Source organism: Mesorhizobium sp. M3A.F.Ca.ET.175.01.1.1 (assembly GCF_004791945.1).
Taxonomy (GTDB): Bacteria; Pseudomonadota; Alphaproteobacteria; order Rhizobiales; family Rhizobiaceae; genus Mesorhizobium.
The window spans coordinates 321,893-336,677 of record NZ_SRTP01000001.1; the positions used below are offsets into that span (position 1 = coordinate 321,893).

Below are 14,785 nucleotides of genomic sequence, written 5' to 3' on the forward strand. Positions count from 1 at the left end.
GCGTGGCCATCGAGATTGCCGTCGAGACGCCCTTGCAGGACGACGTGCGCGCGCTGGTGGCGGAGCTCAATGACGCGCTGCTCGAGCTGACGCCGCCGGAACATTGCTACCACCTGACCGTCGAGCAGATGGCCGGCCAGGATACGACCGTGTTCATTGCCCGCGACAATGGCCTGGCCATCGGCTGCGGCGCGCTGAAGCGGCATGAGAATGCCATTGGCGAGGTCAAGCGCATGTACACGCGGCCATCGCATCGCGGCCGCAAGATCGGCGCGCAGATCGTCGCCCGGGTCGAGGCGCTGGCGCGGCAAGAAGGACTGAAGCGCCTGGTTCTCGAAACCGGGGACCGCCACCCCGCTGCCTGGGCCGTCTATGAGCGCGCCGGATTCTCGCGCTGCGGGCCGGTGCTGGATTATCCCGACTCCGAGTGGTCGGTGTTTTACGAAAAGAGCCTTGCCTGATGAGCGATCTCACACATCTGACCATTTCCGAGGCCCGCGCCAGGCTGCGCGGCAAGGAGATCACGGCCGCCGAGATCACGGAGGCCTATCTCGCAGCGATCGAGCGCGCCAATCCAGTGCTCAATGCCTATATTGCCGTGACCGGGGACAAGGCGCGCGACATGGCCAAGGCCTCCGATATGAAACTCGCCAAGGGCGAGGGCGGTGCGCTCGAAGGCATTCCGCTCGGCATCAAGGATCTGTTCGCCACCGAAGGCATCCACACCCAGGCCTGCAGCCATGTGCTCGACGGCTTCAAGCCGCACTATGAATCGACCGTCACCACCAATCTGTGGGCCGACGGCGCCGTCATGCTCGGAAAGCTCAACATGGACGAGTTCGCCATGGGCTCGTCCAACGAGACCTCCTATTACGGCCCGGTCATCAATCCGTGGCGGCGTTCGCGTCTCGATACGGTGGTGATGCCGACCACGCATCAGGGCGACGGCGGCTTCGTCTCCGACGGCGGCACCAAGACGGCGCGCACGCTGGACAATGCCCAGCTGGTGCCGGGCGGCTCGTCCGGCGGATCGGCTTCGGCGGTCTCCGCCTTCCTGTGCGCCGGCGCCACCGCGACCGACACGGGCGGCTCGATCCGCCAGCCGGCAGCGCTTACCGGTACCGTCGGCATCAAGCCGACCTACGGCCGCTGCTCGCGCTGGGGCATCGTTGCCTTCGCCTCGTCGCTCGACCAGGCCGGACCAATCGCGCGCGATGTGCGCGACGCCGCGATCCTTCTGAAATCCATGGCTTCCGTCGATCCGAAGGACACGACTTCCGTCGACCGCCCAGTACCGGACTACGAGGCGGCAATCGGCAGACCAATCAAGGGCATGAAGGTCGGCATTCCGAAGGAATACCGAATCGAGGGCATGCCCCAGGATATCGAGGCGCTATGGCAGAAGGGCATCGCCTGGCTGAAGGATGCGGGCGCCGAGATCGTCGACATCTCGCTGCCGCATACGAAATACGCGCTGCCAGCCTATTACATCGTGGCTCCCGCCGAAGCGTCGTCCAACCTCGCCCGCTATGACGGCGTGCGCTACGGCTTGCGCGTGCCCGGCAAGGACATTGTCGACATGTATGAGAAGTCGCGCGCTGCCGGCTTCGGCCGCGAGGTCAAGCGCCGTATCATGATCGGCACCTATGTGCTGTCGGCCGGCTATTACGACGCCTATTATCTGCAGGCGCAAAAGGTTCGCACGCTGATCAAGCGCGACTTTGAGAACGTCTTTGCCGCCGGCGTCGACGTCATCCTGACGCCGGCGACGCCGTCGGCCGCCTTCGGCATCGCCGACGAGGACATGGCCTCCGATCCGGTCAAGATGTACCTCAACGACATCTTCACGGTGACGGTGAACATGGCCGGCCTTCCCGGGATTTCGGTGCCGGCCGGCCTCGACGGCAAGGGCCTGCCGCTCGGGCTTCAGCTCATTGGCCGGCCGTTCGACGAGGAAACGCTGTTCCAGACAGCGCATGTCATCGAACAGGCGGCCGGTAATTTTCAGCCGGAAAAGTGGTGGTAACGTCCTCCCTCATCTGAATAGGGCTGGGGGATGTTCTTCTACCTTTCCAAGATTTTCTGGTTCTTCATCCAGCCGCTCAACCTGGCGATCTTCCTGCTGCTTGCCGGTCTGCTGGCAATAGCTTTGGGCCGCAAACGCCTTGCTGTCAGGGCTGGCGGGCTCGCGTTCCTGATCCTTGCCCTCTCAGCCTGGACTTCGCTTGGCGCGATGATGCTCAACCCGCTGGAGGAGCGCTTTCCCAAGCCGCCGCTGCCGCAGAACGTCGACGGTATCATCGTGCTCGGCGGCGGGTTGGAAGGCGCCATCAACTTTGCGCGCGGTGGCTACGAACTGAACAGCAGCGGCGACCGCATGGTGGAAGCCGCGATCCTCGCCCGCCGCTTCCCGCAAGCAAGAGTGGTCGTGTCCGGCGGCAACGGCTCGCTTTTCCTCGACGCCGAAGGCGATAGCGACACCGCGCCGCGCCTGCTCGGCGCGCTCGGCGTTTCGGCCGATCGCCTGGTGCTCGAGAACAGGTCGCGCAACACCTACGAGAACGCCGTCTTCACCCGCAACTTGATCGAGCCGAAACCGGGCGAGACCTGGCTTTTGGTGACCTCCGCCTTCCATATGCCGCGGGCCAAGGCGCTGTTCGACAAGGCAGGTTTTCCGACAGTTCCGTGGCCGGTCGACTACCGAACCAGCGGCCGGGAAGGCATCGGCCTGTTTCGCGACAACCCGGCCGACTCGCTTGAGGCGACCACCATGGCCATCCGCGAATGGATAGGGCTCTTCGCCTATAGGCTGACCGGCAAGATCGATCAGTTCTTCCCTGCACCAGGTCCCTGACCGATCACCGCTTGCCTTGCAGCCGAAAAGAACTGGCGGCGCACCAGCACGGCAAGCAGCAGCAGCGTCGAAATCACGAACACCACGGGGTCGACGAACCAGCCCAGATAGCCAATCGCGAAGAAGACCGCGCGCAGGCCGGAATTGAAGTGCTTGCCGCCGAGGATGTTCATGCGCGTCGCCCGCCACACCGCCGTTTCGCTGACGGGGTTGCGCGAGGCCGCGCCATGCGGGATCGGCACTGCGCCGATGAGGATCGAGCAGTAGTTGAACAGGCGGTAGGCCCAGCCGAATTTGAAGAATGCGAAAGCGAGAATCAGCACCAGTCCGAAGACCTTGGTCTGGAAAGCTTCGCGGGAAGAAGTCGCCGCCAACGGCAGGTCGGCCAGCACGGTTAGAACACGGTCGGAAGCCCCGAGCAGTGCAAAGCAGCCGCCGAGCGCTATGAGCGAGCTCGAGGCGAAGAAGGCGGTGCCTTGCTGCAGGCCGCTCATGATGGCGGTATCCACGATGCGCACCTCCCGCTCGGCCATGTTGCGCATCCAGGCCTCGCGCTGGGCGTTCATTGCCATTGTCAGCGAAACGCGGCTGACGAGCCTGCCGTCCGAGGCGAGCGTGTGCAGCACCCATGTGAGTAGGAAGAAAGCGAGCGCCGCAAGATCGGCCGTCGACAGATTGAAGGAATCGCCCATCCATTCTTCTAACACAGGTCCGGAGGACGCTTCGACGCCCGAGAAGGCTGGACGCCGGCGATGTCGCTGTCGAGGCAAAGCGGGTCGGCAGCGGCCGCGCCGCGACACTCAAAACAGCGGAAACATCGTGCGAATTCCTATATGTGTGTAGGAATTCCTATATTTGGATTCGAGCAGCCTTCAGGAGACAAGGGCGCGTGTTCCTTTCGGTTTTCGACCTGTTCAAGATCGGCATCGGTCCATCGAGCTCGCACACGATGGGGCCGATGACGGCTGCGCGCCGTTTCCTGGACGAAATTCTCGCCGGCGACTGGCCCCGGCCGGCGGGTGCCAAGGTCGAGCGCATCGGCGCCAGCCTACATGGCTCGCTCGCTTATACCGGCGTCGGGCATGGCTCCGACCGCGCCGTCATCCTCGGCCTGGCCGGCGAGACGCCGCAGACCGTCGATCCGGACGAGGCGGATGGAATCCTTGAGCGCATCAACGATGAAAAGCACATCTCGCCGCCCGGTCATCCGACCTATCGTTTCGATCCGTCAAAGGACCTCGTGCTCGACCGCAAGACGCGGCTCACCGGCCACGCCAACGGCATGGCCTTCTATGCCTATGACGCATCCGACCGGCTGCTGGTCAAGCGCATCTATTATTCGATCGGCGGCGGCTTTGTTGTCTCCGAGGAAGAACTTCAGCGCATCAAGGCCAAGGGCTCCGTGAGGACGGAAGGCAAGAAGGTGCCGTACCCTTTCAACAACGCCGTCGAGATGCTGGCGATGGCGGCCAGGAGCGGGCTTTCCATTGCCGAGATGAAGCGCGTCAACGAGGAGACGCAGATGTCGCGCGAGGAGCTCAATACCGGGCTCGACGCGATCTGGAGCGCCATGAATGGCTGCATCGATCGCGGGCTGTCGCAGGACGGTATCATGCCGGGCGGGCTGAAGGTGCGCCGCCGCGCGCGCCGGTTGCATGAGAAGCTGCAGGAGCAGTGGCAGCAGAACCGGCCCAATCCGTTGCTTGCCAACGACTGGCTGTCGATCTACGCCATGGCGGTCAACGAGGAGAACGCAGCCGGCGGACGCGTGGTGACGGCGCCGACCAACGGAGCTGCCGGAACGCTGCCTGCGGTGCTGCGCTATTGGCTGCATTTCTACCCTGAGGCCGACCAGCCGAGCATCCGGGACTTCCTGCTCACGGCCGCTGCCGTGGGCGGCATCATCAAGTTCAACGCCTCGATCTCGGGAGCCGAGGTCGGCTGCCAGGGCGAGGTGGGCTCTGCTTCGGCGATGGCGGCGGCAGGGCTCTGCGCGGTGATGGGCGGCACGCCTCAGCAAGTCGAGAACGCAGCTGAGATCGCGCTCGAACACCATCTCGGCATGAGCTGCGATCCGGTCGGCGGTCTGGTGCAGGTGCCCTGCATCGAGCGCAACGCGCTCGGCGCGGTCAAAGCCGTGACAGCAGCCTCGCTTGCCATCAAGGGCGATGGAACGCATTTCGTGCCGCTCGACGCGGCCATCGAGACCATGCGCCAGACCGGCCTGGACATGAGCGAGAAGTACAAGGAAACCAGCTTAGGCGGGCTGGCCGTCAACGTGGTCGAGTGCTGAACCGCGTCGTTTGGCCCTGTGGACGATGCCGCACAGGGCGTTGACGCATCCGGCTGCAGGGCTAAATCTTGGGGCCATGTCTCTCAATCTCATCAAACTGTGCGTCGGCTGCGACAGCGTCGAGGACCTGGAAGAGTGGATCGCCTTCCGTCTCGACGAGCGGCGCCGCGCCGGCGAGAAGGCGGAGCACTGGCATACCACGCGCATGGTGCCGACGCGCGGCGAAGAGATCACGGACGGCGGATCGCTCTACTGGGTGATCAAGGGCAACGTGCAGTGCCGGCAGCTGATCACCGAAATCCGGCCCTTCGTCGACGGCGACGGCATCGGCCGCTGCCATCTGGTGCTGGATCCTGACGTGGTGCGCACCGACTGGCAGCCGCGCCGCGCCTTCCAGGGCTGGCGCTATCTCAAGCCTTCCGATGCGCCGGCCGACCTCGGCAAGGGCAAGGCAGCGCTCGCCGAAATGCCTCCGAAACTGCGGCTGGAACTCGCCGAGCTCGGCCTCCTGTAACGCTGCGCTCGCGCCATCATTTCGGCGCTGGCCTTTCGGCTTGCCCGATGTGGGACTTGCAAGCGGCGGATCCGAACCCCATCCTTGAAGTGCATGCACAATCATCTGGATGGCGGTGCAAACCGATGGGCGTGATCATAGCATTGGCGGCTGTGCTTGCGGTGCTTTTCGGCTTCGTGACAATTTTCGTGCGTGCCGACGCGGCAAAGATGGCGGACAGTCTGCGCACCCTTGGACCTGCGCTGCTGGGACTGATCGGCGCAGTGGTGCTGCTGGTCGGCCGCAGCGGCATTGGCGGCCTGATACTGACGGCGGCAGCACTTTGGTATGCTTGGATGCGGACGAGGCGGCCAGCCGCTAGAGCTATCGCCTCGAGACGCTCGACCGTGCGGACTGCCGCACTCGAGATGGAGCTCGACCATAGGAGCGGCAAGCTCGAGGGTCTTGTCTTGGCAGGCCGTTACGAAGGCAAGATACTCGGCGCCATGGGGATCGCGGACTTGCAGCGGCTCTACGGCGAACTCGCCGCCGACCCGGAGAGCCGACAGCTCCTAGAGACGTATCTTGACGGCCGTTTTCCCGTCTGGCGCAAGGACGCGCAGCCGGACCGTGGCGAAGGGCTGAGTGTTGCGCCAGGTCCTGGCGCCATGACTAAGGAGGAGGCCTACAAGATCCTTGGTCTTGAAGCGGGGGCTGCCGCGGCGGATATCCGCAAGGCGCACCGCCGCCTGATGCAGCGCCTGCACGGCGACGTCGGCGGCACGTCTGTCCTGGCGGCGCGGATCAATGAAGCCAAGGACGTCTTGCTCTCCAATCACGACTAGTCTCCTTCGACGCGGAACTTTCCGGGAGATTTCAAAAACCGCCTATTGCTGGACGGCGTAGCACTCGATCTTCTTGCGCTTCAGCGCATCGCAGGCTTTCCAAGCAGCAGTCTTCGAGCCGAAGCCGCCGAAGCGGGCGCGGTAATAGGTGGCCCCGTCCTTGTCGAAGGCGACGGTGAAGCCCGAAGCGTCAGCGAGGATCCTCGGCGCCTGCTTGCTCGCTTTGTCGAGCAGCGCCTGAGCCCCCGATTGCGTAGGCGATGAGCCGACCTGCACCACCCATCCCGTAGGCACCGACGCCGTCTTGACCGGATCGACGGTCGGCGCGGCAGCCGGCGCCGGCTCGGCGTAGGCGGCAACGGCCGGGGACGTGGTTTCAGCCTGGGATGGAACGTCCTGGGGCGCCGGGACCGGAGCCATGGCGGACACCGCAACCGTCTTGACTTTCCTGATCGGAACAAGCGGCTTGGGCTCTTCAGCGACCGGCGCGTCCACCACTGGCGTGTCCACGACTGGCGCGCTGTCATCCGCCGACGCAACCACAACGTCCTCAACCGCCGGCTTTTCGTCCGGGGTCGGCGCGTCATGCTTGGGGAGCAGGACCTTGGCCAAGGTCTTGATCGGGCTGTCGCTGCCTGCCTTGGCGACCAGATTGCCGCCGCCGCGGGTCGAGGCCCGCGGCAGGTAGGTGTTGATCAGCGAGGCCATCTGATTGTCGCGGCTGCGGCCGGAGGCACCGCCCATCACCACTGCGACGAGGCGGCGATCGCCGTCGGCGACGGAGGAGACGAGATTATAGCCGGAAGCGCGGGTGTAGCCGGTCTTGATGCCGTCGACGCCCTTGATTCTGCCAAGCAGGCGGTTGTGGCCGTTGATGCGCTGACGGCCGAAAAGGAAGGAGCGCTGTGAGAAATAGCCGTAATATTGCGGGTAGTGCTCCCTGAGCGCGATGCCGAGCGTCGCCATGTCGCGAGCGGTGGTGAACTGGCCGGGATCCGGCAGGCCATTGGCATTGCGGAAGACGGTGCCGCTCATGCCGAGCTGGCGTGCCTTTGCCGTCATCATGCGCGCGAAATTGTCTTCGCTGCCGCCGAGGAGCTCGCCCAAGGCGGTCGCCGAATCATTGGCCGACTTCGTCACCATGGAAAGGATCGCCGTCTCGACCGGCACCGCGCCGCCGGCACGCACGCCGAGCTTGGTCGGCGGCTCGGAGGCCGCGTGCGCCGAAAACGGCACCGGCGTGTTCTTGCTGATCCTGCCCTTGGCCAGCGCCTCGAAGGTCAGGTAGAGCGTCATCATCTTGGTCAGCGAAGCGGGATAGCGCCGGCCGTTCGCGTCGGACGAATAAAGAACCTTGCCGGTCTTGGCGTCGACGACGATGGCCGCGGACTTCGCGGCAAGAGCCGAAGCGGCATCCGCCGCGACGAACGTGACCGCGAGCGCGGCGACCATGATGGTCTTGAATGAGAATTTCGAGACCAAGCCCGACAACGTCTGACGCACCGCTACTTACCCTGAATTTTCGTTGCCCCGGAGGCGGCGGGAGAGAGCCTGCCTCGCTTCCGGCCAAGCTATCGCGGTCAGCGTTACCAATCCGTTTATGGTAACCGCGGCGTTCACCATTTTGCGGCGATTTGAGCTTCTTTTTATTCGGTTTTTAGCCGCTGCAGGCGCTGCAACCCTTGCATATCAAGGGAAACTTGACTTTTGTGCAGCGCACAATATATTGGGGTGCATTGCACAAGGGCGCCCGGGGCAAAATGGGCGTTTCAACCAAGGGAAGTGAGAAATGACCCAGACCTATGAGGACTTCGCGAAATACGGCAAGGAGTTTGCCGACAACGGATTGAAGAGCTTCGCTTCGCTGACCAAGGGCGCGCAGGCGATCGCCGCCGAGGCGGGCGACTACACCAAGAAGAGCTTCGAAGCCGGCAGCGCCGCATTCGAGAAGCTGTTCTCGGCCAAGTCGATCGAAAAAGTGATCGAGATCCAGACCGACTATGCCAAGCAGAGCTACGAGAGCTTCGTGGCCGAGGCCGGCAAGATCAGCGATCTCTATGCCGAACTCGCCAAGGAAGCGTACAAGCCGTTCGAATCGATCGTCGCCAAAGCGAAGTAATTTCGCCGGTCACTGTCTGGCAAGGGCCGCCGATTGGCCCGTAGAAGAGACCCGGCCGCGCATGCGCGGCCGGGTTTTTTTGTGCGCGGCCGCAACCGCTTGGCCCCTGCCGCATTCACGATTGAGAAATTCGCTGAGGTTTGCTCACCTAGCCATATTGTCAGCTAAACAGAAGGGCTTAAAATCGGCCATCGAGAACCTACATGTTGAACTCGCATGGGGATTCGAAGAGGCAGGACTACGTGACGATCGGTTTGACTGCCACGGCAGACGTGGTGCGAATGCAGAATGACGGCGACCGCAACGATCCCGGTCGCGGCACCGCTGTCATCACGCGCACCAAAACCAAGACCAAGAAGCCCAGTCTCTACAGGGTCCTCATCCTGAATGACGACTACACTCCGATGGAGTTCGTGGTTCACGTGCTGGAGCGTTTCTTCCAGAAGGACCGCGAGGCCGCCACACGCATCATGCTGCATGTTCATAATCATGGAGTGGGCGAGTGCGGGGTCTACACATTCGAGGTGGCCGAGACCAAAGTGTCTCAGGTCATGGATTTCGCCCGACAGAATCAGCATCCGCTGCAATGCGTGATGGAGAAGAAGTGAGGTAACATGCCGGCTTTCTCACAAGGCCTGGAAAAGGCGCTGCATCAGGCGCTGACGTTCGCCAACGAGCGGCATCATGAATATGCCACGCTCGAGCACCTGCTGCTTGCATTGATCGACGACACCGAGGCGGCCGCCGTGATGCGCGCCTGCAATGTCGATCTCGACGAGCTCAAGCACACGGTTCTGACCTATATCGACACCGAGCTCGACAACCTCGTCACCGGCTACGATGAAGACTCCAAGCCGACCGCCGGGTTCCAGCGCGTCATCCAGCGCGCCGTCATCCATGTGCAGTCGTCCGGCCGCGAGGAGGTGTCCGGCGCCAACGTGCTCGTCGCCATCTTCGCCGAGCGCGAGAGCCACGCCGCCTATTTCCTGCAGGAACAGCAGATGACCCGCTACGACGCGGTCAACTATATCTCGCATGGCATCGCCAAGCGGCCCGGTGCCTCGGAGTCGCGCACGCCGCGCGGCGCAGAGGACGAGCAGGGCGGCCAGAACGGCGCCGAGCCGCAGGAAGAGAGCGGCAAGAAGAAGCAGCAGGACGCGCTGACGGCCTATTGCGTCAACCTCAACAACAAGGCGAGATCCGGCAAGATCGACCCGCTGATCGGACGTGAAAGCGAGATCAGCCGCACCATCCAGGTGTTGTGCCGCCGCTCCAAGAACAACCCGCTCTATGTCGGCGATCCCGGCGTCGGCAAGACGGCGATTGCCGAAGGCCTGGCCAAGCGCATCGTCGAACGCGATGTGCCAGAAGTGCTGCAGGACGCCACCATCTTCGCGCTCGACATGGGCACGCTGCTGGCCGGCACGCGTTATCGCGGCGACTTCGAGGAACGGCTGAAGCAGGTCGTCAAGGAACTCGAGGACTATCCGGGCGCGGTGCTGTTCATCGACGAGATCCATACGGTGATCGGGGCAGGGGCCACTTCCGGTGGTGCCATGGATGCGTCGAACCTGTTGAAGCCGGCGCTCTCGTCCGGCGCCATCCGCTGCATCGGCTCCACCACCTACAAGGAGTTCCGCCAGTTCTTCGAGAAGGACCGCGCGCTGGTGCGGCGCTTCCAGAAGATCGACGTCAATGAGCCGACGGTCGAGGACGCCATCGAGATCATGAAGGGCCTGAAGCCCTATTTCGAGGAGTTCCACAAGGTCCGCTACACGAGCGAAGCCATCAAGGCCTCGGTCGAACTCTCGGCCCGCTACATCAACGACCGCAAGCTGCCCGACAAGGCGATCGACGTGATCGACGAGACCGGCGCCTCGCAAATGCTGGTGCCGGAGGCCAAGCGCAAGAAGACGATCGGCATCAGGGAGATCGAGGCAACAATCGCCACCATGGCGCGCATCCCGCCGAAGACGGTCTCGGCCGACGACGAGAAGGTGCTGCAGGGCCTCGATGTCGAGCTGAAGCGCGTCGTCTATGGCCAGGATACCGCGATCACCGCTCTGACCTCGGCGATCAAGCTGGCGCGGGCCGGCCTGCGCGAGCCGGAAAAGCCGATCGGATCCTACCTGTTCTCCGGCCCCACCGGCGTCGGCAAGACCGAAGTCGCCAAGCAGCTTGCCGCCTCGCTGGGCGTCGAACTGATCCGTTTCGACATGTCGGAATATATGGAGCGCCACACCGTCTCGCGGCTGATCGGCGCGCCTCCCGGCTATGTCGGCTTCGACCAGGGCGGCCTCCTGACCGATGGCGTGGACCAGCATCCGCATTGCGTGCTGCTGCTCGACGAGGTCGAGAAGGCGCATCCGGACCTGTTCAACATACTGTTGCAGGTCATGGATCACGGCAAGCTGACCGACCACAACGGCAAGCAGATCGACTTCCGCAACGTCATCCTGATCATGACCACCAATGCCGGCGCGTCGGATGCGCAGCGGGCGGCGATCGGCTTCGGCTCGACCAAGCGGGAAGGCGACGACGTCGAGGCGATCAACAGGCTGTTCACGCCGGAGTTCCGCAACCGTCTCGATGCGATCATTCCGTTCGGCTCGCTGCCGGTGCCGGTGATCCATCAGGTGGTGCAGAAGTTCGTCATGCAGCTGGAAGCCCAGCTTTCCGAGCGTGGCGTTACCTTCGACCTTGCTCCCGAGGCGATCGCCTGGCTGGCCGACAAGGGCTATGACGAGCGCATGGGTGCGCGTCCGCTGGGTCGCGTCATCCAGGAACACATCAAGAAGCCGCTGGCGGACGAGGTGCTGTTCGGCAAGCTGAAGAAGGGCGGCACGGTGCGCGTCACCGTCGAGAAGAAGGAAACCGGCGAGACCGGGCTGAAGCTCGAGTCGCTGGCCGACGAGGCCCCGGTGAAGCCGAAGAAGGAAGAGCCCGAGAACGCGCCGAAAGCCCGCAAGGCCCCGGCGAAGAAGCCGGCCAAGAAGGCAGTGGCGAAGCAGGAGCCGAAGGGCAAGGACGGCGGCAAGCGCAGCCTGGTGCCGCAACTGCCGCGCAAGGGCTAAGAAGTCCTTCTCAAAATGCAAAAAAGCCCCGGCGACGGGGCTTTTTTTTAGGGCGGCGCACGAGAATGCAGAGGCGCCTGTCTCAGCTTGCGAGCGCCGCGCGTATCTTGCCGGCATTTTCCGCCAGCACCTCAGGTTTCTCCATCTGCCCGCTGTGCGGCTTCAGCGGCACGCCTTCGAAGCGCGGTATGACGTGGACGTGGAGGTGATAGACCGTCTGTCCCGAGGCGGGCTCGTTGAACTGCAGGATGGTGACGCCGTCGGCGCTGAAGGCTCTCTTCACGGCGACAGCCACCTTCTGCACAACGGCAAAAAGCGCACCGAACGAGGCGGGATCGGCGTCGAGGATGTTGCGCGAGGGCGCCTTCGGCACCACCAGCGTATGGCCAATCCCTTGCGGCATCACGTCCATGAAGGCAACGACAGCGTCATCCTCATAGACGCGTTGCGACGGAATCTCGCCGCGCAATATCTTGGCGAAGATGTTGCCGGGGTCGTAAGCGGCTTCGGTCATGATCGGCACTCCCGATTGCTGTTTCGTCCGGTGTAGCGAAGCCGGTTCCAAGCGGCAAGACGGTGCGGCAAGCCGGGACACGCCTGGGCCTATTCCCCGAGATCCTTGCGGAACGGCGTGTGCTCCTCGAGATATTCGCCCATCCGTTCGACCTCGCGACGCTCGCGGCGCAGATAGTCGGCGACCGCATTGCGCAGGCCCGGATGGGAGATGTAGTGCGCCGAATGCATGGTCACCGGCCGGTAGCCGCGCGCCAGCTTGTGCTCGCCTTGCGCGCCAGCTTCGACCACCTTCAGCTTGCGCTCGATCGCGAAGTCGATCGCCTGATGGTAGCAGACTTCGAAATGCAGGAAGGGATGATCCTCGATGCAGCCCCAGTTGCGGCCGTAGAGCGCGTCCGATCCAATGAAGTTGATGGCCCCCGCGATGTAGCGACCGCTGCGCTTGGCCATCACCAGGAGAATGTCGTCAGCCATGCGCTCGCCGATCAGCGAGAAGAACTGGCGGTTGAGGTAAGGCCGGCCCCATTTCCGCCCGCCGGTGTCCATGTAGAAGGCAAAGAAGTCGTCCCATACCTTTTCGGTCAGGTCCTTGCCGGTCAGCCAGTCGATGCTGATGCCGTCCGCCAGCGCCTCGCGCCGCTCCTTCTTCATCGCCTTGCGCTTGCGCGAGGCAAGCGTGGCGAGGAAGTCGTCATAGCTGGAAAACCCCTCGTTGAAGAAATGGAACTGCTGGTCAGTGCGGTGCAGGAAGCTCGCCGCTTCCAGCGTCCTAACGTCGGGTTCGCTCGCGAAGGTGACATGGGCAGAGGAGACGCCAAGCCTGTCGGTCACCATCCTGAGACCGGCGGCGAGGCCCGCCTTCACGGCGCTGGCGTCCTCACCCTTGCCGACGAGCAGGCGAGGGCCGGTCACCGGCGTGAACGGCACCGAGCACTGCAGCTTGGGGTAATAGCGCCCGCCGGCGCGCTCGAACGCGTCGGACCAGCCATGATCGAATACATATTCGCCCTGGCTGTGCGACTTGAGATAACAGGGAACGGCGCCGAGCAGCTTGCCTTGGGCCGTCTCCAGCCTCAGGTGGTGGCCTTGCCAGCCGGTGCGTCGCACGGCGCAACCGGAGTCTTCGAGAGCGCTTAGGAAGGCGAACGAAACGAGCGGGTTGTAGCCGTTTTCTTTGTCGCCCCGCGAGGTTCCGGCAAAGCCATTCCATTCCTCGCAGGTAAAGGCGCCGATGCCCGCCGCGACGCGGATCGCATAGTTCGCATCCGCCGCGTGTCCATCGTCGTCTTCACCCTGATCCATGGCGCTTATTTAAGCGTTGCCGAGGGCGCTACAAGTCACGTTTCAGGTACTGCCTCAGGCGATTTTGACCAGATCGGGCTCGAATCCCTCGAAGGTCATCTGGTCGGCATATCTAAAGGTGAGGTCGACCGCCGGCTGGTCGAGAACGGTCCAGGTGATCACCGGCATCTTGAGCTTTTCACGCACGAAGCTGACGAAGGGGTTCGGCAGGTCGCCAGCAGCATAGGAGGTAAAGGCGATGTCATGCGCCAGCATGGAAAAATGCGCCTCGATCAACTGGTTCTCCTTGCCATAGGCGGTCAGCCCACCCGGAATGCCCGGCGCGTCCCTGGCGAAATCGCGGATCAGCCAGTGGTCGAACGACATGATCGCGACCTTGCCCTTGTAGCGCTTGAGCAGCCGGCCGACGCTCGCCACCAGATCCTTGTCATGGCCGGGCACGCCTTTCAGTTCGACGACAAGCGGGACGCGGCCGTCGATCAGATCCAGCGCTTCCTGCAGCGTCGGCAGATGGTCGGCGGTGCCGCCTACTTTGAGCGTGGCCAGTTCGCCCGCAGTGCGCTGCCAGATGAAACCGTCCTCGCCGGTCAGGCGCTTCAGATCACCGTCGTGGATGACGATCGGGACGCCGTCGGCCGAGATATGCACGTCGCATTCGATCGCATAGCCGCGCTCGGCTGCCGCCGCGAAGGCCGACAGCGTGTTCTCCCACCGCGTCTTGTTCGTGTCATGAAAGCCGCGATGCGCGACGGGGCGCGCAATCAGCCAGGAAAGGTCGGTCATATCAGGCTCGTTCACTCGACTTCGAAGATCGCTTCGATTTCCACCGCGGCATTGAGCGGCAGCGAGGCCGTGCCGACGGCCGAGCGGGCATGCTTGCCGCGTTCGCCAAGCGCGGCGACCAGAAAATCGGAAGCGCCGTTGGCAACCAGATGCTGCTCGACGAAGTCGGGCGCCGAAGCGACGAACACCGTAATCTTGACCAGCCGGCGGATCTTTTCCAGATCGCCGAGCGCGGCCTTAGCCTGCGCCAATATATTGATGGCGCAGAACTTCGCCCCCTCCTTGGCGGCGGCCGTGTCGATGTCGCGGCCAAGCAGCCCGGTTACCAGCCTGCCGTCCAAGATGGGCAGTTGGCCGGCGGTGAACAAGGTGTTGCCGGTCCTGCAATAAGGCACATAGTTGGCGGCAGGGGCTGCGGCGGCCGGAATGGTGACGCCGAGATCGCTTAGCCGCTTTTCGATTGTTTCGCTCATTGGTTTTCCCTATTGCTGGAAGGTGGCGCGTCG

The 14,785-nt window shown here is 63.5% G+C and carries 15 protein-coding genes; 9 read left to right on the forward strand and 6 right to left on the reverse strand.

The features are described 5' to 3' along the window. Positions 1 to 2 precede the first annotated feature (2 nt). From EN818_RS01615 to EN818_RS01625, 3 genes are read left to right on the forward strand one after another with little or no spacing between them, the layout of a single operon-like run. Positions 3 to 461, forward strand: a complete 459-nt coding sequence (locus EN818_RS01615) for a GNAT family N-acetyltransferase (RefSeq protein WP_095805914.1) — start codon at positions 3 to 5, stop codon at positions 459 to 461. After that, complete coding sequence (locus tag EN818_RS01620; protein WP_095805913.1) at positions 461 to 2,026, forward strand: amidase family protein; 1,566 nt, start codon at positions 461 to 463, stop codon at positions 2,024 to 2,026. The genes EN818_RS01615 and EN818_RS01620 overlap by 1 nt, the downstream gene beginning before the upstream one ends. A gap of 30 nt (positions 2,027 to 2,056) precedes the next feature. Further along, positions 2,057 to 2,854: a YdcF family protein gene (locus tag EN818_RS01625; RefSeq protein ID WP_095805912.1), complete on the forward strand. Its 798-nt coding sequence runs from the start codon at positions 2,057 to 2,059 to the stop codon at positions 2,852 to 2,854. On the opposite strand, the gene EN818_RS01630 is transcribed toward EN818_RS01625, so the two are convergent. After that, a complete protein-coding gene (locus tag EN818_RS01630) occupies positions 2,827 to 3,546 on the reverse strand; it encodes a DUF599 domain-containing protein (protein WP_095805911.1) in 720 nt (239 codons plus the stop codon). The two genes, EN818_RS01625 and EN818_RS01630, sit on opposite strands and share 28 nt — an antisense overlap. Positions 3,547 to 3,743: 197 nt before the next feature. On the opposite strand from EN818_RS01630, the gene EN818_RS01635 reads away from it, so the two are divergent. The 3 genes from EN818_RS01635 (at position 3,744) to EN818_RS01645 (ending at position 6,485) form a co-directional block, all read left to right on the forward strand. Continuing rightward, the gene (locus EN818_RS01635) at positions 3,744 to 5,147 is read left to right on the forward strand and encodes an L-serine ammonia-lyase (RefSeq protein ID WP_095805910.1); all 1,404 of its coding nucleotides are present in this window, start codon (positions 3,744 to 3,746) and stop codon (positions 5,145 to 5,147) included. Between the two features lie 76 nt (positions 5,148 to 5,223). Continuing rightward, positions 5,224 to 5,661 carry a DUF1489 family protein gene (locus EN818_RS01640; RefSeq protein ID WP_095805909.1) on the forward strand — a complete coding sequence of 146 codons (438 nt, stop codon included), beginning with the start codon at positions 5,224 to 5,226 and terminating at the stop codon, positions 5,659 to 5,661. Positions 5,662 to 5,786: 125 nt separating this feature from the next. Further along, positions 5,787 to 6,485, forward strand: coding sequence for a molecular chaperone DnaJ (locus EN818_RS01645; RefSeq protein ID WP_095805908.1), 699 nt, complete (start codon positions 5,787 to 5,789; stop codon positions 6,483 to 6,485). A 42-nt stretch (positions 6,486 to 6,527) separates the two neighbouring features. Here EN818_RS01645 and EN818_RS01650 read toward each other — a convergent pair whose 3' ends face one another. Continuing rightward, complete coding sequence (locus EN818_RS01650; RefSeq protein WP_135903930.1) at positions 6,528 to 7,988, reverse strand: D-alanyl-D-alanine carboxypeptidase; 1,461 nt, start codon at positions 7,986 to 7,988, stop codon at positions 6,528 to 6,530. A gap of 286 nt (positions 7,989 to 8,274) precedes the next feature. Between EN818_RS01650 and EN818_RS01655 the strand changes: the two genes are divergently transcribed. The 3 genes from EN818_RS01655 (at position 8,275) to clpA (ending at position 11,678) form a co-directional block, all read left to right on the forward strand. Beyond that, a complete protein-coding gene (locus tag EN818_RS01655) occupies positions 8,275 to 8,604 on the forward strand; it encodes a phasin family protein (protein WP_095805906.1) in 330 nt (109 codons plus the stop codon). Between the two features lie 281 nt (positions 8,605 to 8,885). Beyond that, positions 8,886 to 9,212 (forward strand): ATP-dependent Clp protease adapter ClpS, encoded by a 327-nt coding sequence (gene clpS, locus EN818_RS01660; protein ID WP_165350036.1) that lies wholly within the window; start codon positions 8,886 to 8,888, stop codon positions 9,210 to 9,212. A gap of 6 nt (positions 9,213 to 9,218) precedes the next feature. Next, positions 9,219 to 11,678 (forward strand): ATP-dependent Clp protease ATP-binding subunit ClpA, encoded by a 2,460-nt coding sequence (gene clpA / locus EN818_RS01665; RefSeq protein ID WP_095805905.1) that lies wholly within the window; start codon positions 9,219 to 9,221, stop codon positions 11,676 to 11,678. Between the two features lie 82 nt (positions 11,679 to 11,760). Here the strand turns inward: clpA and EN818_RS01670 are convergent, their stop codons facing one another. The 4 genes from EN818_RS01670 to EN818_RS01685 all read right to left on the reverse strand — a co-directional run bounded on the left by EN818_RS01670 (position 11,761) and on the right by EN818_RS01685 (position 14,752). After that, positions 11,761 to 12,192 carry an HIT family protein gene (locus EN818_RS01670; protein WP_095806148.1) on the reverse strand — a complete coding sequence of 144 codons (432 nt, stop codon included), beginning with the start codon at positions 12,190 to 12,192 and terminating at the stop codon, positions 11,761 to 11,763. Positions 12,193 to 12,281: 89 nt separating this feature from the next. Then, positions 12,282 to 13,496, reverse strand: a complete 1,215-nt coding sequence (locus EN818_RS01675) for a GNAT family N-acetyltransferase (protein ID WP_095805904.1) — start codon at positions 13,494 to 13,496, stop codon at positions 12,282 to 12,284. A 54-nt stretch (positions 13,497 to 13,550) separates the two neighbouring features. Next, a complete protein-coding gene (locus tag EN818_RS01680; protein WP_095805903.1) occupies positions 13,551 to 14,279 on the reverse strand; it encodes a glycerophosphodiester phosphodiesterase in 729 nt (242 codons plus the stop codon). Between the two features lie 11 nt (positions 14,280 to 14,290). After that, positions 14,291 to 14,752 carry a RidA family protein gene (locus tag EN818_RS01685; protein WP_095805902.1) on the reverse strand — a complete coding sequence of 154 codons (462 nt, stop codon included), beginning with the start codon at positions 14,750 to 14,752 and terminating at the stop codon, positions 14,291 to 14,293. Between the last annotated feature and the right edge of the window lie 33 nt (positions 14,753 to 14,785).

Coding starts and splice junctions, on each gene's coding strand:
- EN818_RS01620 (WP_095805913.1), top strand. CDS start 461: ATGAGCGATCTCACACATCTGACCATTTCCGAGGCCCGCGCCAGGCTG.
- EN818_RS01625 (WP_095805912.1), top strand. CDS start 2,057: ATGTTCTTCTACCTTTCCAAGATTTTCTGGTTCTTCATCCAGCCGCTC.
- EN818_RS01630 (WP_095805911.1), bottom strand. CDS start 3,546: ATGGGCGATTCCTTCAATCTGTCGACGGCCGATCTTGCGGCGCTCGCT.
- EN818_RS01640 (WP_095805909.1), top strand. CDS start 5,224: ATGTCTCTCAATCTCATCAAACTGTGCGTCGGCTGCGACAGCGTCGAG.
- EN818_RS01645 (WP_095805908.1), top strand. CDS start 5,787: ATGGGCGTGATCATAGCATTGGCGGCTGTGCTTGCGGTGCTTTTCGGC.
- EN818_RS01655 (WP_095805906.1), top strand. CDS start 8,275: ATGACCCAGACCTATGAGGACTTCGCGAAATACGGCAAGGAGTTTGCC.
- clpS (WP_165350036.1), top strand. CDS start 8,886: ATGCAGAATGACGGCGACCGCAACGATCCCGGTCGCGGCACCGCTGTC.
- clpA (WP_095805905.1), top strand. CDS start 9,219: ATGCCGGCTTTCTCACAAGGCCTGGAAAAGGCGCTGCATCAGGCGCTG.
- EN818_RS01670 (WP_095806148.1), bottom strand. CDS start 12,192: ATGACCGAAGCCGCTTACGACCCCGGCAACATCTTCGCCAAGATATTG.
- EN818_RS01675 (WP_095805904.1), bottom strand. CDS start 13,496: ATGGATCAGGGTGAAGACGACGATGGACACGCGGCGGATGCGAACTAT.
- EN818_RS01680 (WP_095805903.1), bottom strand. CDS start 14,279: ATGACCGACCTTTCCTGGCTGATTGCGCGCCCCGTCGCGCATCGCGGC.
- EN818_RS01685 (WP_095805902.1), bottom strand. CDS start 14,752: ATGAGCGAAACAATCGAAAAGCGGCTAAGCGATCTCGGCGTCACCATT.